Origin of the sequence: Thermosipho affectus, assembly GCF_001990485.1 — a bacterium.
Lineage (GTDB): Bacteria > Thermotogota > Thermotogae > Thermotogales > Fervidobacteriaceae > Thermosipho > Thermosipho affectus.
The window spans coordinates 39,843-56,428 of sequence record NZ_LBFC01000021.1 but is presented as its reverse complement, the minus strand read 5'-3'; the positions used below and the strand labels follow the sequence as shown (position 1 = coordinate 56,428).

22 protein-coding genes are annotated in these 16,586 nt (G+C 31.1%); 17 read left to right on the top strand and 5 right to left on the bottom strand.

Annotation, left to right across the window (positions count from 1 at the left end):
* Positions 1–13 precede the first annotated feature (13 nt).
* From XJ44_RS06490 to XJ44_RS06455, 8 genes are all read left to right on the top strand, one after another.
* Entirely contained in the window at positions 14–1,216 is a 1,203-nt protein-coding gene (locus XJ44_RS06490; protein ID WP_077198464.1) for an acetyl-CoA C-acetyltransferase, read from the top strand.
* A 107-nt stretch (positions 1,217–1,323) separates the two neighbouring features.
* Positions 1,324–1,692 (top strand): GntR family transcriptional regulator, encoded by a 369-nt coding sequence (locus XJ44_RS06485; RefSeq protein ID WP_075666174.1) that lies wholly within the window; start codon positions 1,324–1,326, stop codon positions 1,690–1,692.
* The gene (locus XJ44_RS06480; protein WP_143609007.1) at positions 1,643–2,455 is read left to right on the top strand and encodes an ABC transporter ATP-binding protein; all 813 of its coding nucleotides are present in this window, start codon (positions 1,643–1,645) and stop codon (positions 2,453–2,455) included. Before XJ44_RS06485 ends, XJ44_RS06480 begins: the two co-directional genes overlap by 50 nt.
* On the top strand, positions 2,452–3,195 hold the full coding sequence (locus tag XJ44_RS06475; protein WP_077198463.1) for an ABC transporter permease subunit: 744 nt from the start codon (positions 2,452–2,454) through the stop codon (positions 3,193–3,195). Before XJ44_RS06480 ends, XJ44_RS06475 begins: the two co-directional genes overlap by 4 nt.
* Before the next feature lie 2 nt (positions 3,196–3,197).
* Positions 3,198–4,397: an esterase EstD gene (gene estD / locus XJ44_RS06470; protein WP_077198462.1), complete on the top strand. Its 1,200-nt coding sequence runs from the start codon at positions 3,198–3,200 to the stop codon at positions 4,395–4,397.
* 27 nt (positions 4,398–4,424) lie between these two features.
* Positions 4,425–4,757 carry a YbjQ family protein gene (locus XJ44_RS06465; RefSeq protein WP_077198461.1) on the top strand — a complete coding sequence of 111 codons (333 nt, stop codon included), beginning with the start codon at positions 4,425–4,427 and terminating at the stop codon, positions 4,755–4,757.
* 149 nt (positions 4,758–4,906) lie between these two features.
* Positions 4,907–6,697, top strand: coding sequence for a molecular chaperone DnaK (gene dnaK / locus XJ44_RS06460; RefSeq protein WP_077198460.1), 1,791 nt, complete (start codon positions 4,907–4,909; stop codon positions 6,695–6,697).
* Between the two features lie 16 nt (positions 6,698–6,713).
* Entirely contained in the window at positions 6,714–7,142 is a 429-nt protein-coding gene (locus tag XJ44_RS06455) for an Hsp20/alpha crystallin family protein (RefSeq protein ID WP_077198459.1), read from the top strand.
* Between the two features lie 31 nt (positions 7,143–7,173).
* Here XJ44_RS06455 and fliE read toward each other — a convergent pair whose 3' ends face one another.
* From fliE to XJ44_RS06430, 5 genes are read right to left on the bottom strand one after another with little or no spacing between them, the layout of a single operon-like run.
* A complete protein-coding gene (fliE, locus tag XJ44_RS06450; RefSeq protein ID WP_075666168.1) occupies positions 7,174–7,461 on the bottom strand; it encodes a flagellar hook-basal body complex protein FliE in 288 nt (95 codons plus the stop codon).
* 5 nt (positions 7,462–7,466) lie between these two features.
* A complete protein-coding gene (flgC, locus tag XJ44_RS06445; RefSeq protein ID WP_077198458.1) occupies positions 7,467–7,880 on the bottom strand; it encodes a flagellar basal body rod protein FlgC in 414 nt (137 codons plus the stop codon).
* A gap of 11 nt (positions 7,881–7,891) precedes the next feature.
* A complete protein-coding gene (gene flgB, locus XJ44_RS06440; protein WP_077198457.1) occupies positions 7,892–8,275 on the bottom strand; it encodes a flagellar basal body rod protein FlgB in 384 nt (127 codons plus the stop codon).
* 25 nt (positions 8,276–8,300) lie between these two features.
* Positions 8,301–9,134, bottom strand: a complete 834-nt coding sequence (locus XJ44_RS06435) for a DMT family transporter (protein ID WP_077198456.1) — start codon at positions 9,132–9,134, stop codon at positions 8,301–8,303.
* Positions 9,131–9,820, bottom strand: coding sequence for a metallophosphoesterase family protein (locus XJ44_RS06430; protein ID WP_077198455.1), 690 nt, complete (start codon positions 9,818–9,820; stop codon positions 9,131–9,133). Before XJ44_RS06430 ends, XJ44_RS06435 begins: the two co-directional genes overlap by 4 nt.
* Positions 9,821–9,880: 60 nt before the next feature.
* On the opposite strand from XJ44_RS06430, the gene XJ44_RS06425 reads away from it, so the two are divergent.
* The 9 genes from XJ44_RS06425 (at position 9,881) to mce (ending at position 16,582) form a co-directional block, all read left to right on the top strand.
* Positions 9,881–10,099: a hypothetical protein gene (locus XJ44_RS06425; protein ID WP_083638873.1), complete on the top strand. Its 219-nt coding sequence runs from the start codon at positions 9,881–9,883 to the stop codon at positions 10,097–10,099.
* Positions 10,100–10,162: 63 nt separating this feature from the next.
* Positions 10,163–10,453 (top strand): HesA/MoeB/ThiF family protein, encoded by a 291-nt coding sequence (locus XJ44_RS09455; protein ID WP_250636768.1) that lies wholly within the window; start codon positions 10,163–10,165, stop codon positions 10,451–10,453.
* 26 nt (positions 10,454–10,479) lie between these two features.
* Complete coding sequence (locus tag XJ44_RS09450; protein WP_255407165.1) at positions 10,480–10,815, top strand: HesA/MoeB/ThiF family protein; 336 nt, start codon at positions 10,480–10,482, stop codon at positions 10,813–10,815.
* Positions 10,816–10,844: 29 nt separating this feature from the next.
* On the top strand, positions 10,845–11,891 hold the full coding sequence (locus XJ44_RS06415; protein WP_232218170.1) for a YfbR-like 5'-deoxynucleotidase: 1,047 nt from the start codon (positions 10,845–10,847) through the stop codon (positions 11,889–11,891).
* Between the two features lie 12 nt (positions 11,892–11,903).
* Complete coding sequence (gene minC / locus XJ44_RS06410) at positions 11,904–12,521, top strand: septum site-determining protein MinC (RefSeq protein ID WP_077198454.1); 618 nt, start codon at positions 11,904–11,906, stop codon at positions 12,519–12,521.
* Complete coding sequence (secA, locus tag XJ44_RS06405; RefSeq protein ID WP_077198453.1) at positions 12,518–15,085, top strand: preprotein translocase subunit SecA; 2,568 nt, start codon at positions 12,518–12,520, stop codon at positions 15,083–15,085. Before minC ends, secA begins: the two co-directional genes overlap by 4 nt.
* Positions 15,086–15,089: 4 nt before the next feature.
* Positions 15,090–15,806 carry a hypothetical protein gene (locus XJ44_RS06400; protein WP_077198452.1) on the top strand — a complete coding sequence of 239 codons (717 nt, stop codon included), beginning with the start codon at positions 15,090–15,092 and terminating at the stop codon, positions 15,804–15,806.
* Complete coding sequence (locus XJ44_RS06395; protein ID WP_077198451.1) at positions 15,793–16,110, top strand: cyclic nucleotide-binding domain-containing protein; 318 nt, start codon at positions 15,793–15,795, stop codon at positions 16,108–16,110. Before XJ44_RS06400 ends, XJ44_RS06395 begins: the two co-directional genes overlap by 14 nt.
* Positions 16,111–16,174: 64 nt before the next feature.
* Entirely contained in the window at positions 16,175–16,582 is a 408-nt protein-coding gene (mce, locus tag XJ44_RS06390; RefSeq protein ID WP_075666158.1) for a methylmalonyl-CoA epimerase, read from the top strand.
* The last annotated feature ends 4 nt before the right edge of the window (positions 16,583–16,586 follow it).

The window sequence follows — 16,586 nt, the reverse complement described above, 5'->3', positions numbered from 1 at the left end:
TAGGAGGGATATAATGGTATACATACTCGGACTAAAAAGAACAGCGATAGGTACATTTGCGGGGAGTTTAAAAGATATACCTGCACCAAAGCTTGGGGCAATAGCTGCTAAGGCGGCTATTGAACAGGCAAACGTTCCAAAAGAAGATTTTGACGAAACTATCGTTGGTTCTATTCTTACTGCAGGACAAGGTATGGGACCTGGTAGGCAAGTGGGGATATATGCAGGTATTCCAAAGGAAAAACCTGGGTATACCGTCAATATGCTTTGTGGCAGCGGCATGAAAGCTGTTATGATAGGAGCAGTTGATATCATTTCCAAAGAGGCTGATCTTGTTCTTGCTGCGGGTATTGAAAACATGTCTGCTTCTCCTTATTTACTCCCCTCAAAAGCACGATATGGGGTAAAGTTTGGAAATTTTGAAGTAATAGATCACATGATAATTGATGGACTTACCGATGTTTTTAACAACATACACATGGGACTTACCGCAGAACATTTAGCGGAAAAATACCAAATTTCAAGAGAAGAACAGGATAAGTTTGCATATGAAAGTCAAATGAAGACCAAAAAAGCAATAGAGGAAGAAAAATTCAAAGACGAAATTGTTCCAGTAGAGATAATCACAAAAAAAGAAACTAAAATTTTTGATACAGATGAACATCCAAGGCTTGACGTAACACTTGAAAAACTTTCAAAGTTAAGACCAGCTTTTAAAAAAGACGGCACGATAACCGCGGGAAATGCAAGCGGTATAAACGATGGAGGAAGTGCTATAGTACTTGCATCTGAAAAATATGTTGAAAAGAACAATTTAAAGCCACTTGCAAGAATAATAGCATGGGCACAAGCAGGAGTGGATCCAATGGAAATGGGACTTGGCCCTGTCCCCGCAACGGAAAAAGTACTCAAAAAAGCAAATTTAAAGATGGAAGATATAGAACTAATAGAGTTAAACGAAGCATTTGCAGCACAAAGTCTTGCGGTAATAAAATTGTGGAGCGAAAAATTTGGTATAAGTAAAGACTGGATACTCGAGAGAACAAATGTAAATGGTGGCGCAATAGCTCTTGGTCATCCAATAGGTGCAAGTGGAAACAGAATAATAGTAACGCTACTATACGAAATGAAAAAGAGAAATTTAAGATATGGACTTGCCACATTATGTATCGGTGGAGGTATGGGCACTGCCGTTATAATTGAAAATTTACAGTAACACTCAAAAATCGTATAAATCCAAGTAATCTTTAAGGATTACTTGGATTTTTTTATTTGACTTATGCATACTGTAATATTATAATATTACAGTGTAGGAGGTGTAATATGTGGTTTAGTATAAATTTTTCATCTCACATCCCTGTATATAAACAAATTGTTGAAAATATAAAGCTTGAAATCTTAAAGGGTAGATTAAAAAACGGTGATTTTCTTCCTTCTATAAGGAAATTAGCTAATGATCTAAATGTAAATTTAAACACTGTAGCAAGAGCATACAGAGAATTAGCCAACGAAAATGTTATTAAAGCAGTTCGCGGTGAAGGATATATAGTAATAAAGGATTCTTTGGAAAAATTCAATATGGAAATACTACAAGAACTATCTGAAATTGTAAAAAAATGCCTAAAAGCAGGAATTTCAATAAATGAAATTTGTGAATTTATTAGAGGGGGTGATTTCCTTGATAAAAGTTAAAAATTTAAAAAAAGCATATGGTTCAAAAAAAGCGGTAGATAATATCTCATTTGAAGTAAACAAAGGCGAAATATTTGCACTTTTAGGTCCCAACGGTGCTGGTAAAACAACAACCTTAAAGTGCATATTAAACTTAAGGAAAAAAGACAAAGGAGAAATCATACTCAATGGAACATATACATATCTTCCCGAAAAAAAAGAATTATATAAATATTTAACAGTAAAAAAAATATTGGAAATAACCAAAGAACTTTCTTCAAACTTTTCATTGGAAAAATCATTGGATTTTGTCAATGAATTTCAACTTCCGCTCAATGAAAAAATTGCAACATTATCACATGGAATGACAACATTGTTATATCTTGCAATTGTACTATCTGAAAACGTCGATATATACTTTTTTGACGAACCCACATGGGGGCTTGACCCTCTAATGCAAAAAAAAGTAATCGAAATCATTAGAAAACTATCATTTGAAGAAAAAACTGTATTTTTAACAAGTCACATACTCTCCGAAGTAGAAAAAATTGCAGACAAAATTGCAATTATGTCCAATGGAAAAATTGTCGAATACGATTACATGGATAACATCAAAGAAAAATATGTTTTATGTGTTACTAACGAAAATATCAAAGGACTTTTATACAAAAAAACAGGAAACGAAAAAATAATCCTTTGCAAGAAAGAAAATGCAAAAGGGAATATAAAATCCGCAACTTTCGAAATAATATTTGAGGCTCTTGTAAAGGGGGAAAAGTTATGAAAAAAGAATGGATAGATATGAAAACTAGAAGTATTCTCACCTTTGTTGTAATGTTAATACTCTTTTTTTCTATTGCACCATTTCAAAATTTTGTGATAGATCTTCTAAACAAAAACTCAGAGGTCATACAAAGATTCGTAGGAAATAATTTTGTTGAAAAACTCAAAAATTGGGATTTTTACATATTATCACAGTGGTTTGGGAAAAATTTTGGACAAATAATTCCTATAATTGGTATAATACTTTCATTTCCACTATTTTCAAGGGAATTTGAAAATGAAACAATCTCATTTTTACTTGTAAGAAAATCAAGAAAAAACATATTTTACAACAAGTTTATCGTCAGCTTTATTGTACTTTCTATAGAAATCTTTGTTCTATCTTACATTCCATATATTTACTCCATAATCACAAATAAAACACTTTCTTTTGAGACAACTACAAAATTTTTCATACATTCTTTTATCGGTGCATTTTTCTGGTATTCCATATCTTTTATGTTCTCTGTGATTTTTAACGATCAAGTTAAACCCTTGCTAACTTCTTTTGCAATACTAGGTATTTCAACTACCCTCGGATTTTTAAGACCCATAAGTTTTCTTAACACCTATAAATATGTTCTTGGCTACAAAATTTTTAAAGAATCCACAATAGACTTTACATATTCAACATCACTAATTTTAATTGGAACAATACTTTTATCCTTTTCGTATTACTTATTTGAAAATAAGGAGGTGTAAAAATGAAAAGATGGATAATTTCTATTGTAATCTTCTCAACTTTTTTATTTTCATCAAATTTTGAAAAAATAGCTTACAATTATTTTTATGCACTTGTAAATGAAAACTACAAAGTGGCGTACAATCTATCATCCAATATAATGAAACAACATCTTCCAATAGAAAAAATAAAAAAAATATGGCAGCAAATAACATCAACATACGGAAAATTTGAAAAGATAGTAAAATTGCAAATAATAGAAAAACCACCATATAAAGTCTTCATATTCACATCTAAGTTTAAAAAAAGCAATTTAAATATATCTATCACTCTAAACAAAGAAGGAAAAATCGATGGCTTGTTTTTCTCTCCTGCGCAAAATGTAGAATATAAAATACCACAGTACGTTAAAAGTGATAAATTTGTGGAAAAAGACGTAAAAGTTGGTGATCTTCCAGGAAAATTAACAATTCCAAAAGAGCACACAAAATACGCGGTAATTTTAATACATGGTTCAGGGCCACAAGATATGGACGAAACAATTGGACCAAACAAAATATTTAAAGATATAGCATATGCCTTGTCAAGTAACAATATAGCAGTATTAAGATATAACAAAAGAACTTTGTATCAAGCAAATGAAAATATAACAATTAAAGAAGAAATAATAAACGATGTTCTAAAAGCAATAAAATTACTCAAGGATTATAACTACAAAGAGATATATCTACTTGGACATAGCCTTGGTGCATATGTAGCCCCATACATTGCAACAATAAATGATAATATTTCAGGATTAATATTGCTTGCCCCACCTGCAAGAAATTTAGAAGATGTAATAGCTGATCAATTAAAATTTCTCCAAAATACAAGTAATGAAATATTACAGAAACTACAAGAGCTTAAAGAAAATAAAATACCAAATGACGAATTTGTATTAGGCGCAAAAGCAAAATATTGGTATGATTTACGAAGCTACAACCCATTAAAATACTTAGGAAAGGTGAAAACTTTAATACTTTTTGGAAAAAATGATTATCAAGTAACTTTAAAAGACTACAACATATTCAAAGAACACTTAACTAACAATACCAAAATTATACTCTTTAATGGATTAACTCATTTATTTATACCAGGTGAAAAAACACCAAATGCATACTTAATCGAAAATCATGTTGATGCAAAAGTTATTGATGAAATTATAAAATTTATAAAAAATTAAAGTAAAAAATTAAAGGAGGAGAACATTATGTTAATATCTACCACGGAAAAAGTTCCAGGGTACAAAATAACAAAAATATTGGGAGTAGTCATGGGAAACATAGTACATTCCAAACATCTTGGGAAAGACATAGCCGCAGCATTTAAAACATTGGCCGGTGGTGAAATCAAATCCTATACAGAAATGATGACTGAAGCAAGAAACAAAGCAATAGAAAGGATGATCGACGAAGCAGAAAAGCTAGGAGCCGATGCTATAGTGTCAATAAGATTTTCCAGCGCTGCAGTAATGAGTGGTGCCGCAGAAATATTAGCATATGGTACAGCAGTAAAATTATCCTCAACAACCGATAACAATTAAAAGTTACGTTTGCTATAATTTTAAGTAAACAACAAATTAACACGCAGGAAGGCATTTATTCATGAGCCTTCCTGTTTTTTAGAATTTTGTGTTATCACTCTTGACAATAGAGTGCTAATATCATATAATATAAACTGGGAGGTGGAAAAATGGCAAATAAGAAAGAATACGTTGTAGGTATAGACTTGGGAACAACAAATAGTGTAATCGCATGGATGAAACCAGATTCAAATGTTGAGGTTATTCCAAATGCTGAAGGTACAAGAACTACACCATCAATAGTCGCTTTTAGTAAATCGGGTGAAATATTGGTTGGCGAACCTGCCAAAAGACAATTAATCTTGAATTCTGATAGGACTATAAAATCAATTAAAAGGAAAATGGGAACAGATTACAAAGTAAAAATCGACGACAAGGAATACACCCCACAAGAGATTAGTGCATTTGTATTAAAAAAGTTAAAAAGAGATGCTGAAGAATATTTGGGTGGCGAAATAAAAAAAGCGGTAATCACATGTCCTGCATATTTTAACGATGCACAAAGGCAAGCAACAAAAGACGCTGGAAGAATAGCTGGTTTTGAAGTCTTAAGAATAATAAACGAACCTACAGCCGCTGCACTTGCGTATGGTCTCGACAAAAAAGGAAAAGAAAAAAAAGTTTTGGTATACGACTTAGGTGGAGGTACATTTGACGTTTCGATCCTTGAAATAGGGGATGGAGTTATTCAAGTAATCGCAACATCTGGTAATAACCATCTTGGAGGAGACGACTTTGATCAAAAAATAATTGACTGGTTAGCTGAAGAATTCAAAAAACAACATGGTGTTGACCTTAGAGAAGACAAACAAGCATTACAAAGGTTAAGAGATGCAGCTGAAAAAGCAAAAATTGAGCTTTCAAGTAAGTTAGAAACAGATATAAGTCTTCCTTACATAACAGCTACCGCAGAAGGTCCGTTGCATCTTGAAATGAGACTAACACGTTCGATGTTTGAATCTCTTACTAGAGATCTAGTAGAAATGACGAGAAAACCTATAGAACAAGCTTTATCAGACGCAAAACTTAGACCAGAAGATATTGATGAAATAATATTGGTTGGCGGAATGACAAGAGTACCTATGGTACAAAACTTTATCAAAGAAATTTTTGGAAAAGAACCGAATAAAGGAGTAAACCCCGATGAAGCTGTTGCAGTTGGAGCAGCTATTCAAGCGGCAATATTAGCTGGCGAAGAAGGTGCACAAGGTAAAGATATTGTCCTAGTAGATGTCACTCCATTAACATTGGGAATTGAAGTAAAAGGCGGATTATTTGAACCAATTATTCCTAGAAATTCAACAATACCAATTAAGAAGAGTAAAGTATTTACAACAGCAGAAGATGGTCAAACCGAGGTAGAAGTTAGAGTATATCAAGGCGAAAGACCAATTGCAGCGGATAATATATTGCTTGGTAGCTTTAGATTAGTTGGAATTCCACCTGCTCCCAGAGGAGTTCCTCAAATTGAAGTTACTTTTGACATTGACAGCGACGGTATAGTACATGTCTCTGCAAAAGATTTAGGAACTGGAAAAGAACAATCTATGGTTGTCTCTGGAAGACATAAACTTTCTGAAAATGATATTAACAAGATAATAGAGGATGCAAAGAAATTCGAAGAACAAGATAAAAGAAGAAGAGAAGAAGTGGAATTAAAGAACAAAGCAGACGACCTTGCATACTACATAGAAAAATCCCTAAAGGAATATGGTGATAAGATTCCTCAAGACGAAAAACAAAAACTTGAAAACTTAGTAAAAGACTTAAGAGATGCTATAAACAAAAACGATATACCAAGAATAAAGATGTTGTTTGACGAGCTTGATAGGGAGAAAAACAAAATAGGTGAATATATATACAAACAAAATGGTAATCAACAATCAGAAAATAGTAAATAAAAAAGGAGGTGAAACTATGTTAGCAAGAAGAGGTTACTTTGATCCATTTGTAGAACTTCAAAGGGAAATTGATAGATTATTTGAAGATTTCATGGAACCTTCAAGAAGTTCCAGAATTCACTTCCCAAAAGTGGACATATATGAAACGGAAAATGAAGTTGTAATCGAGGCAGAACTTCCTGGAATGAAAAAGGATGATGTAAAAATAACAATAGAAGATGGAGTCTTAATAATAAAGGGAGAAAGAAAATTTAACAGAGAAGATAAAAACAAGAACTACAGAGTTATCGAAAGAGTCGAAGGTCAATTTGAAAGGGCATTTGTATTACCAGATTATGTAGATGTAGAAAAAATAAGCGCTAAATTTAACGATGGTGTTTTAAAAATTGAACTTCCTAAAAAAGTAGAAAAAGAAAAGAAAATTATAGATATAAAGGTAGAATAAAAAAAGGCTTCGGGAATTCCCGAAGCCTTTTTTAAAATTGCATCCTCATTATCTCTTTATACGCATCTACTATCTTATTTCTTACCTCAACAGTAAGCCTAAGTGAAATTGATGCCTTTTCAGCTTCCACAATTACCTCGTGTATATTACTTATCTTCCCTGTGGCAAAATCGTCTGCCATTTGTTCTGCCTTTTTTTGCTGTTGATTAACACTTTTTATAGCATCATTCAATATACTTGTAAAATCACTATTTTGCTTTTTCAAAGAATTTGGTTTTAAATTCCCATAATTTCCTATTCCATTTACCTTATCTATCATTCAAATCACCTCCCAATTTGGAGCGCACTATTAATCATCGCTTTAGTGGTATTAAAAGCAGTAACATTTGCCTCATACGCACGTTGAGCATTTATCATATCAACCATTTCCCTTACTACATTAACATTTGGTAATTTCACATAACCATTTTCATCAGCATCCGGATGAGTAGGATCGTAAACTATTCTAAAAGGAGATTGATCTTCATATATTTTTTTAACAATAACTCCTCCATTTTCCACCCTACCTTTAATATTCCTAACCAATTCTTGAAAGACCGGAACCTTTCTTCTGTACGGTTCCCCATTTTTTGTACGTGTAGTTTCAGAATTTGCAAGATTATTTGTAATAACATCTATTCTCAATCTTTGAGCTGACATACCTGTTGCAGCAATTGTCATTATATTAAATTCGTTCATACAAATCCTCCTTATCTAATATTTCTTACAACTGTGTTATACCTTTCAATGTTTGCACTTATTAGTCTAGAAAGTGTTTGATACTTTAAAGCATTTTTAACCATCTCAGCCATTTCGACATCAATATCTACGTTATTCTTATCATTAGTTAAGGAGGTGTTTTCCTGTGTCTTTAAGATAGGATTTATGCTTTCCTTAATATTACTTATATGATTAGCAGAAGTAGTTCTTAATTTTAACTTCATCTTCGATTCACTTAATAATTCTTCAAATGCTATATATTTTCTTTTATAATTTGGAGTTTCCGCATTTGCAATATTTTGTGAATGTATTTCTTGCCTTTTTAAAGCTACATCCATTGCAATCTTTAATGTATGAAAATTCGTATTAAACATCTTTCCCCTCCTCATTCTAATCATTCTACATCTCTCTTAAAAATCCTAAAAATTTCTTGGGAATTATAGCCAAAATCAAAGCCAACAAAGTCAAAATCATCCCAAATACTTGCATTAGCGAAAGTCTCTCAGATAAAAGTAAAATGGAAAAAAGCGTTGTAAAAATCGGCTCACCCACAAAAATTAATGCAGCTGTATTGCTTCCTACAATTTTTTGGTATTTTGCTTGTGCAATCAACGCATATATAGTGGCAAATACCGCAGTAAACAAGGCAACAGATAAAACATTTAAACTAAAATTCCAAGTACCTTTTATTCCAAATAAAGTATTTAGCAAAGCTACCATAAAAAACTGAGAAGTTAACAAATCCTTTTCATTAGACTTTTTGGAATAGTGCGTTACTAAAACAACATGTAAAGCATAAAAAATAGCACAGAAAAACGTAAGAATATCACCAATATTTATACTATTAATACCTCCAGAAAGAAGATATTCACCAACAATAGCAATCAAAAATGAGAAGACTTGAATTTTTGATGGTTTCTTTTTTTCTATGTAATACGAAAACACCGGAATAAGCATTATGTAAAATGCGGTAATAAATCCACTTTTTGAAGATGTAGTTATTGAAAGTCCCCAAGTTTGAGTTGCATATGATATTCCTAACACAACACCTAAAATTATACCGTATTTATTCCCTCTTCCAAAAATAAAATACGAAAGTAAAGTCGCAATCCAAAATCGAATCGCATTATACGCAAAAGGAGAAATATTTGGTAAAATCATCTTTTGTATGGGAAAAGTTAATCCCCAAATCAAAGTTACAATCAATAAATTTATTATTGCAACAACTTTCATATTCTCCCCTCCAAATATTTAAGATCATCGTTAATAAACGTTATATTTTCTTCAATAATCATAGCCGTCAAATTACCACCATAAACACATCCTGTATCTATGTTAATATCATAAATTTTTCCATCCTTCTTCAAAACAACAGGTTCATTTACGGGGGTATGACCGTGCACAACTACATATCCATCTATATATTCTGGTACTCTATACCATATATTGCTCCCCTTTAAAGGTACATTATATTCTTCTAAAAATTTCCAAAAATTTCCTTTAAAACTTAAGGCTTCTCTTAGCGGAAATGACATTGATATATTTGCATGAGAGAATACAAAATTAAAATCTTTTATCTTTTCAAAGTGTATAAAACTAAGTTCCTGGAAAAAAGGAATATAATTGTTTAGTTTTTTGCCAAAAGATTTCAATGTCTTTAACCCACCATTGTTTTGAGAAAGCCAACTAGACGGTTTCCCTTGCATGTATCTTAACATCATTTCTTCATGATTACCCAAAAGTACCACTTTATTTTTTATCTCTAAAACCAAGTCCACAACTTTCTTAGAATCATTACCTCTATCAATAAAATCGCCCAAGAATATATACCTTATATCACTGTAAACTCTTTCAATATAATTAACTAACCTTTTAAATTGCTCAAAACAACCATGGATATCACTAAAAACAACTATCATATAAATCACCAGAAAAATTATATAATATTAACAGGAATATATCAAATAAGGAGCGAAAGTATGAAAATAAAATTTTCAGAAGCTGCCAGAAATATAATTGGAGTAAATACAATTGAAGTAAATTTTGGTACACTCGATGAAATTTCAAAACAAATTAGCCAAAAAACACATAAGAAAATATCGTTTTTGATAGAAAATGAAAAAACTTTCTTACTATTAAACGATAAAATAAAAACTAAAGTATCTGTTATAATCCTAAATAATGGTGAAATATCCTAAACAAAGAAAGCATAGAAGACGGAGAACTAATAATATTAATACCAGTTGGAGGGGGATAATATTATGAAAAAATTAATTTCAAGACATGAAAAACTAATTGATAAAAACATATTAAGTAAAAAAATTTTGGTTGCAGGTGCAGGTGGGTTAGGTTTAACCAATTTGGAATTGCTAGTTAGACTCGGTTTTAAAAACATCGTTGTATACGATCCAAAAAGTATAGATCCACCAGATTTAAATCGTCAAATACTATTTGATTATTTCGACGTAAACAAACAAAAAGTTATAATCGCAAAAGAAAAATTGAAAAGGATTAATCCAAACTGCAACGTTGAAATCTTCGCTCAAAAATAACAAAAAACTTTTCCAAAAAAGTTGATTTGATATTTGACTGTCTAGATAATATAGAAGGAAGACTTATACTGGATGATTTATCACACAAATTAAATATTCCTCTAATACACGGTGCTGTAGAAAGATTTTCTGGACAAATAACAGTAATCTTACCAAATGTTACAAAGTCCTTATTAAATATATTAAAGGGATATGTTTTTCCAACAACACCCCAAGTATTTCCACCTGCTGTTTTAATTACTGCATCATTTCAAGTTTTGGAAGCAATAAAAATTTTATCTGGAAATCTTGAAGATGCACTCGTAAACAAATTACTTTTTTTTGATCTTCAAGACAATTACTTTGAAACAATAAGAATTTAATGTGTTAAAATATTTTCAAAGGAGGGAGAATGTTGGGAATCGGTAAATTAATATTTATGATGGGAAATTTATTTACAATACAAAGATGGAATAACAAGCCAGCGGTTGTAAAATTTTCCGAAGCTGACAATGCTTATTCAACTCTTTTAATTTCCTTTGCCTTAAGAGAATACTACAATATGGAAATCGAAAAAGCGGTAAAATGGAGAATGAGTAGAATACTACCCAAACTTGTACTTTCAGATGTTTCACTTGAACTTAAAGAGCGCGTAGAAAGACTTTCTCCAGATGTCTGGGAAAAAGTAAGAGACAAAGCATTCAAAGATCTATACAACATAGTAGAAAAAGACCAACTAGATAACCTTACAGACGAAAAATTTGAACCAATTGATAAATTTGCAGATATTTACACAAGTTTTTTTGAAGCAAAAGTAAATGATAAAGTTTTTGATTTTAAAAAACCAATTCTTGAACTTGAAGAAAAACTTAATAAATATAATAATAACTTCCCAGATGATATACCAAAAATATTTTTTTCAATTGCGCTGAATATGGTATCCATGGTAAGGTGGAATAGGATATATAGAAACATAAAAACAACCGTTGCAGGACATTCTTTCATTGTTGTGGCAATTTCATTTATAATAGCAAAACTGTTAAATCTTGAAAAAGATAGTGTTGAAAACATAATAAAAAGAGCACTATTACACGACTTACCAGAAGCTTTTACTGGAGATGTTATAACTCCAACCAAGAAAAAAACAAAAGAATTAGACATGTTGGTATCCATGGTAGAAAAAGAAATGTTTAATGAATGGTTAAAGGAAAATCCAAAAATTTCATATTTGAAAAAGTACGAAAATATGGTTTCGGATCCTTTTTCTACCTTTGAAGGTCAAATAGTTAGAATTGCAGATTATTTTGCCGCTTTATTAGAATGCTCACTTGAAATATTTTCAGGTAACAAAGAAATAACATTTAGAAACGTATTTTTCGATCTAAAAAAACATTTGAAAACATTTGAAAAATTAGATTTAGGAGAATGGATTGATGAAATAGAAGACATTGTCTTCTAAGGGGGGAGTGTTTTGTCATTTGACTTAAAAGCATTTAAATCCGATATTGTTTTCTACATTGATGAGTACGATAAAATTCAAAATTTACTCTCAAATATTGATTCAAAAATGAAAGAAATCAAACACTTTTTTGATGGCAGAGAAAAAGTACTTTTAAAAATGAAAAATTTAAAGGAAAAAATTTGCGATGTTCCAAAAATAATAGAAAAATTAGAAGAATATAATATCAAAACTAAAGCTATAATAACTGATGAATTCGATGAAAAAAATGTAACTGTAGAAAATAAAGAAGAAGAAAAAGAGAAGACTATCATTCTCATTAAAAATCTAAGATCCGGTCAAAAAATAACTCACAATGGAAATATTATTTTAGTTGGAAACGTACATGTGGGTTCAGAAATAAATGCAGGAGGTTCTGTTGTAATTTTCGGTTCTTGTCACGGACTAATTAAGGCCGGTTTAAGAATAACACCTGCATATATACTTACACTTTCTTTAAATAGCCCACTAATTCAAATAAATGATATAAAACATCAATTATCAAAAACATATAATAATCCCACTTTTATATATTCAAAAGGTGGAAAATTAATATTTGATGAAATCGTTCAAAGGGAGGAAAAACTGTGAAATTATTCGACAAGAATGAAAGAGTTTTAAAAAAATATTGGAAAAAGGTAAAAAAAATCAACGAAATAAACTTAGAAAATTCAAAATTTAGTGAATTAATTGAAAGAATAAACAAAATAAAAAAGGAAATTACCCAAGAAACCATAGATGATTATCTATATGAAGTTTTTGCAATAGTAAGAGAAGTTGCAAAAAGAACCATCGGATTAAGACCCTTTGATGTGCAGCTTATTGGTGGAATGGTATTACACGATAGTAAAGTTGCCGAAATGAAAACCGGCGAAGGAAAGACACTTGTAGCAACTATGCCTGTTGTACTAAATGCCCTTTTGGGGAAAGGTGTACATCTTGTAACTGTAAATGATTATCTTGCCAAAAGAGATGCAATGTGGATGGGACCTATATATCTTGCTTTGGGACTAAGAGTAGGAATAATAAACACACAAAACAAATCGTACGAAATTATCTGGAAAAATAAAGAAGCTTTTGAAAATGCTGTAAAAGAAAACTTGAGTGTATGGCCATTAGATTTTTCCGACGAATTTTTACCCGAAGAAAAGAAGGTAAAAAATGCAACCCTTGCATTTGAAATAGAAATAAAAGAAATAAGTAGAAAAGAAGCATACCATTGCGATATTACATATGGAACAAATACGGAATTTGGTTTTGATTACTTGAGGGACAATTTAGTCATAGACCTCTCCGATAGAGTTCAAAGGGGCCACTACTACGCCATTGTCGATGAAGTAGATAGCATCTTAATAGACGAGGCAAGAACTCCCCTAATAATTAGTGGTCCATCTAAAACAAAGGCCTCAGATTATAAAAGATTTAACCAAATTGCCAAAAAACTAATTAAAGACAAACATTTTACAGTAGACGAAAAGAAAAAAACGGTTATATTGACCGACGAAGGAATCGAACATGTGGAAAAATTGTTAAATATCGACAATCTATATGACCCTGAACATGTAAACAAGATGTATTTTTTACTAAACGCATTAAAAGCACAATATTTGTTTAAAAAGGATGTAGATTATATTATTCATAAAGGAGAAGTTGTAATTGTCGATGAATTTACAGGAAGACTTCTTCCAGGAAGAAGGTATAGCGGAGGTCTCCACCAAGCTATCGAAGCAAAAGAAGGTGTTTCTATAAAAGAAGAATCGATAACTTATGCAACTATAACTTATCAAAACTACTTTAGAATGTATGAAAAACTTGCCGGTATGACCGGGACTGCAAAAACAGAAGAAGAAGAATTCAAGCAAATTTATGGAATGGATGTTGTTGTAATTCCAACACACAAACCTATGATAAGAAAAGATAGAGACGATTTGATATATAGAACACAAGAAGAAAAATTTCAAGCAGTTGTTAATGAAATTAAAAAGAGATACGAAAAGGGGCAACCTGTACTTGTAGGAACTACCTCTATAGAAAAAAGTGAAAGACTTAGCAAAATGCTAAAAAAAGAAAACATACCTCATAACGTTCTTAATGCAAAACATCATGAAAAAGAAGCAGAGATAATCTCAAAAGCCGGTCAAAAAAATTCAGTAACAATTGCAACGAATATGGCAGGAAGGGGAACAGACATCAAACTTGGCCCCGGCGTTAAAGAACTTGGCGGACTTTTAATAATTGGAACAGAAAGACACGAAAGTAGAAGAATCGATAACCAACTAAGGGGTAGAGCTGGAAGACAAGGTGATCCAGGTGAATCCATATTTTTCTTATCACTCGAAGATGATTTAATAAGGATATTTGGTGGTGAAAAATTAGAAAAAATAATGAACATAGTCAAAATAGAAAAAGGAGAACCAATCTACCACCCAATGCTCACAAAACTCATTGAAAAAGTACAAAAGAAAGTAGAAAGTATAAATTTTGGTATCAGGAAAAATCTTCTACAAATGGATACTGTATTGGATGCACAAAGAAAAGCCATTTATAGCTACAGAGAATATTTACTCTCAGGAAATATAGATGAGCACTTTAAAGATGCCATTGAAGATTTTACAGAAAGAAGATTAGAAGAATTTTGCGAACAAAATGTTTGTGATGTCAACAAGGTAAAAGAAAGTCTAAAAATTGTAAATATAACGGGAGAGATACCAGACATAAGAGAAGAATTAAAAGAATTTTTGAAAAACAAACTAATCGAAAAGTTTGAAGAAAAGAAAAAAGAATTTGGTGAAGATTTCCACAAAATAGGAAAATTTATTGCATTAAGGGTAATTGATGAAAATTGGAGACAATACCTTGAAGAAGTTGAACATGTAAAAGAAGCAGTAAGCCTCAGGGCATACGGACAAAAAGATCCGATAATAGAGTTTAAAAAGGAAACATACAGAATGTTTGATGGAATGATGTCAAGGATCTTTGAACAGACAATAATCTATACGTTAAACATTCAAAGGCTTTCAGATGAAACAGAAAGACAATCTAAAAAAGAATTGGAAAAAATCAACACACAACACGATGAATTTAGTTTGGTTAATAGGCGCAAACGAAGAGCTGTAGACAAAAAAGGAAAAAAAAGATTAAAAGTAAAGAGGTGAAAATTTGAAAGTCCAAGGAATAATATTTACAGTAAATGAAATCCCAAGAAAACTATACGTATTAAAATCGGGTAAAGTAAGAGAAATGAAAAAATCAGGACCTGTAATATTAGAAGCAGGAGATTATATAGCAGTTTCAGAATATCTACTGGAAATTCCGTTGTCCGGTGATATTTCAGCAATAGAAGAATCTGAAATTGAAGAAGTATCTTTATCAGAAGAATTTGAAAATATTCTAAGAAAGTTAATAAACTTAAGGAAGGAAAACACGGAAAAAAACTTTTCTCTTGAAGATTTCATAGTAGACGATGAAAATCTTGATAATGTAATTGAACACATGGAAACGTTATTATCGTTAAGTGTGGGTGAACTTCCAGATGATGAAGAAACAGCCTTACATTTAATAGAAAATATAGACGATTCGAAATTAATAACAAAGGTAAATTATCTAAAAAACTTTATAAAAAAATTCCCAGATTCAAAATCTGGAGCAGAATTAATTTTGGATACAGCCAAAAAAGTTTATTCAACAATTGGTGATAGATATATAACAAAATTATTATGTAAAAAGATATTACTACATTATTCCGACAATTTACAAATTTGTCATGATGCACTTAATTTACTTGCATTAGTATACAAAGAAGAGGGAAATATAATGTGGATATTTTACTCAGATATCGCTAAATACGTTGGGGTGATGCAAAATGAAAACAATTGAATTAAATCAAGAAAGTAAAATCTTTGAAAAAGGAGATAACGGAACATATATTTATATAATTAAATCAGGTGAAGTGAAAATAATATACAATAACTTTGAAGAAATTCTTCAACAAAACGAAGTTATAGGAATAGAATCCATATTAAACGAACCGTACACTGAAACTGCCATTGCAAAAACAAAAGTAAAACTAAACCAACTCTCACCAGATGAATTCAAAGAATTATACAGTGGAACTGATGTTGAGAAAAAAGCACTTAAATCATTTACTAAAAGGACTATGAAAATACTTGGATGGCTTTAATCAATAATTTTGAAATTTGATAATATAAAAAACCGGTGTTACAATTTAACCGGAGGTGGTTAGTTTGAAAACAAACAAAATAGATCATATTGGTATTGTTGTCAAAAACGCAGAAGAAAGATTAAATTTATATAAGAATTTTTTAGGGCTTGAAGTTACACATATAGAAACAATACCAGAAAGAGGATTAAAGGTTTATTTTGTGAAAATAGGAGAAACACGCTTTGAACTCTTAGAACCAATAAATGAAAATTCGGAAGTTTCTAAATTTTTAGAAAAGAAAGGGGAAGGTATACATCATATAGCTGTAAATGTATCCGGTATAAATGAAGCTATATCCCTTGCAAAAGAAATGGGATTAAAACCTCTATCAGAAGAACCACAAAAAGGAGCAGGAGGAACAAAGGTTCTTTTCATTCATCCAAAAACCACTGGTGGAATATTATTGGAATTAGTTGAAGGTAATCACTAAAAGG

Excerpts from the sequence above, each read along its gene's own strand:
- XJ44_RS06490 (WP_077198464.1), top strand. The coding sequence starts at position 14 with ATGGTATACATACTCGGACTAAAAAGAACAGCGATAGGTACATTTGCG.
- XJ44_RS06485 (WP_075666174.1), top strand. The coding sequence starts at position 1,324 with ATGTGGTTTAGTATAAATTTTTCATCTCACATCCCTGTATATAAACAA.
- XJ44_RS06480 (WP_143609007.1), top strand. The coding sequence starts at position 1,643 with ATGAAATTTGTGAATTTATTAGAGGGGGTGATTTCCTTGATAAAAGTT.
- XJ44_RS06475 (WP_077198463.1), top strand. The coding sequence starts at position 2,452 with ATGAAAAAAGAATGGATAGATATGAAAACTAGAAGTATTCTCACCTTT.
- estD (WP_077198462.1), top strand. The coding sequence starts at position 3,198 with ATGAAAAGATGGATAATTTCTATTGTAATCTTCTCAACTTTTTTATTT.
- XJ44_RS06465 (WP_077198461.1), top strand. The coding sequence starts at position 4,425 with ATGTTAATATCTACCACGGAAAAAGTTCCAGGGTACAAAATAACAAAA.
- dnaK (WP_077198460.1), top strand. The coding sequence starts at position 4,907 with ATGGCAAATAAGAAAGAATACGTTGTAGGTATAGACTTGGGAACAACA.
- XJ44_RS06455 (WP_077198459.1), top strand. The coding sequence starts at position 6,714 with ATGTTAGCAAGAAGAGGTTACTTTGATCCATTTGTAGAACTTCAAAGG.
- fliE (WP_075666168.1), bottom strand. The coding sequence starts at position 7,461 with ATGATAGATAAGGTAAATGGAATAGGAAATTATGGGAATTTAAAACCA.
- flgC (WP_077198458.1), bottom strand. The coding sequence starts at position 7,880 with ATGAACGAATTTAATATAATGACAATTGCTGCAACAGGTATGTCAGCT.
- flgB (WP_077198457.1), bottom strand. The coding sequence starts at position 8,275 with ATGTTTAATACGAATTTTCATACATTAAAGATTGCAATGGATGTAGCT.
- XJ44_RS06435 (WP_077198456.1), bottom strand. The coding sequence starts at position 9,134 with ATGAAAGTTGTTGCAATAATAAATTTATTGATTGTAACTTTGATTTGG.
- XJ44_RS06430 (WP_077198455.1), bottom strand. The coding sequence starts at position 9,820 with ATGATAGTTGTTTTTAGTGATATCCATGGTTGTTTTGAGCAATTTAAA.
- XJ44_RS06425 (WP_083638873.1), top strand. The coding sequence starts at position 9,881 with ATGAAAATAAAATTTTCAGAAGCTGCCAGAAATATAATTGGAGTAAAT.
- XJ44_RS09455 (WP_250636768.1), top strand. The coding sequence starts at position 10,163 with ATGAAAAAATTAATTTCAAGACATGAAAAACTAATTGATAAAAACATA.
- XJ44_RS06415 (WP_232218170.1), top strand. The coding sequence starts at position 10,845 with ATGTTGGGAATCGGTAAATTAATATTTATGATGGGAAATTTATTTACA.
- XJ44_RS06395 (WP_077198451.1), top strand. The coding sequence starts at position 15,793 with ATGAAAACAATTGAATTAAATCAAGAAAGTAAAATCTTTGAAAAAGGA.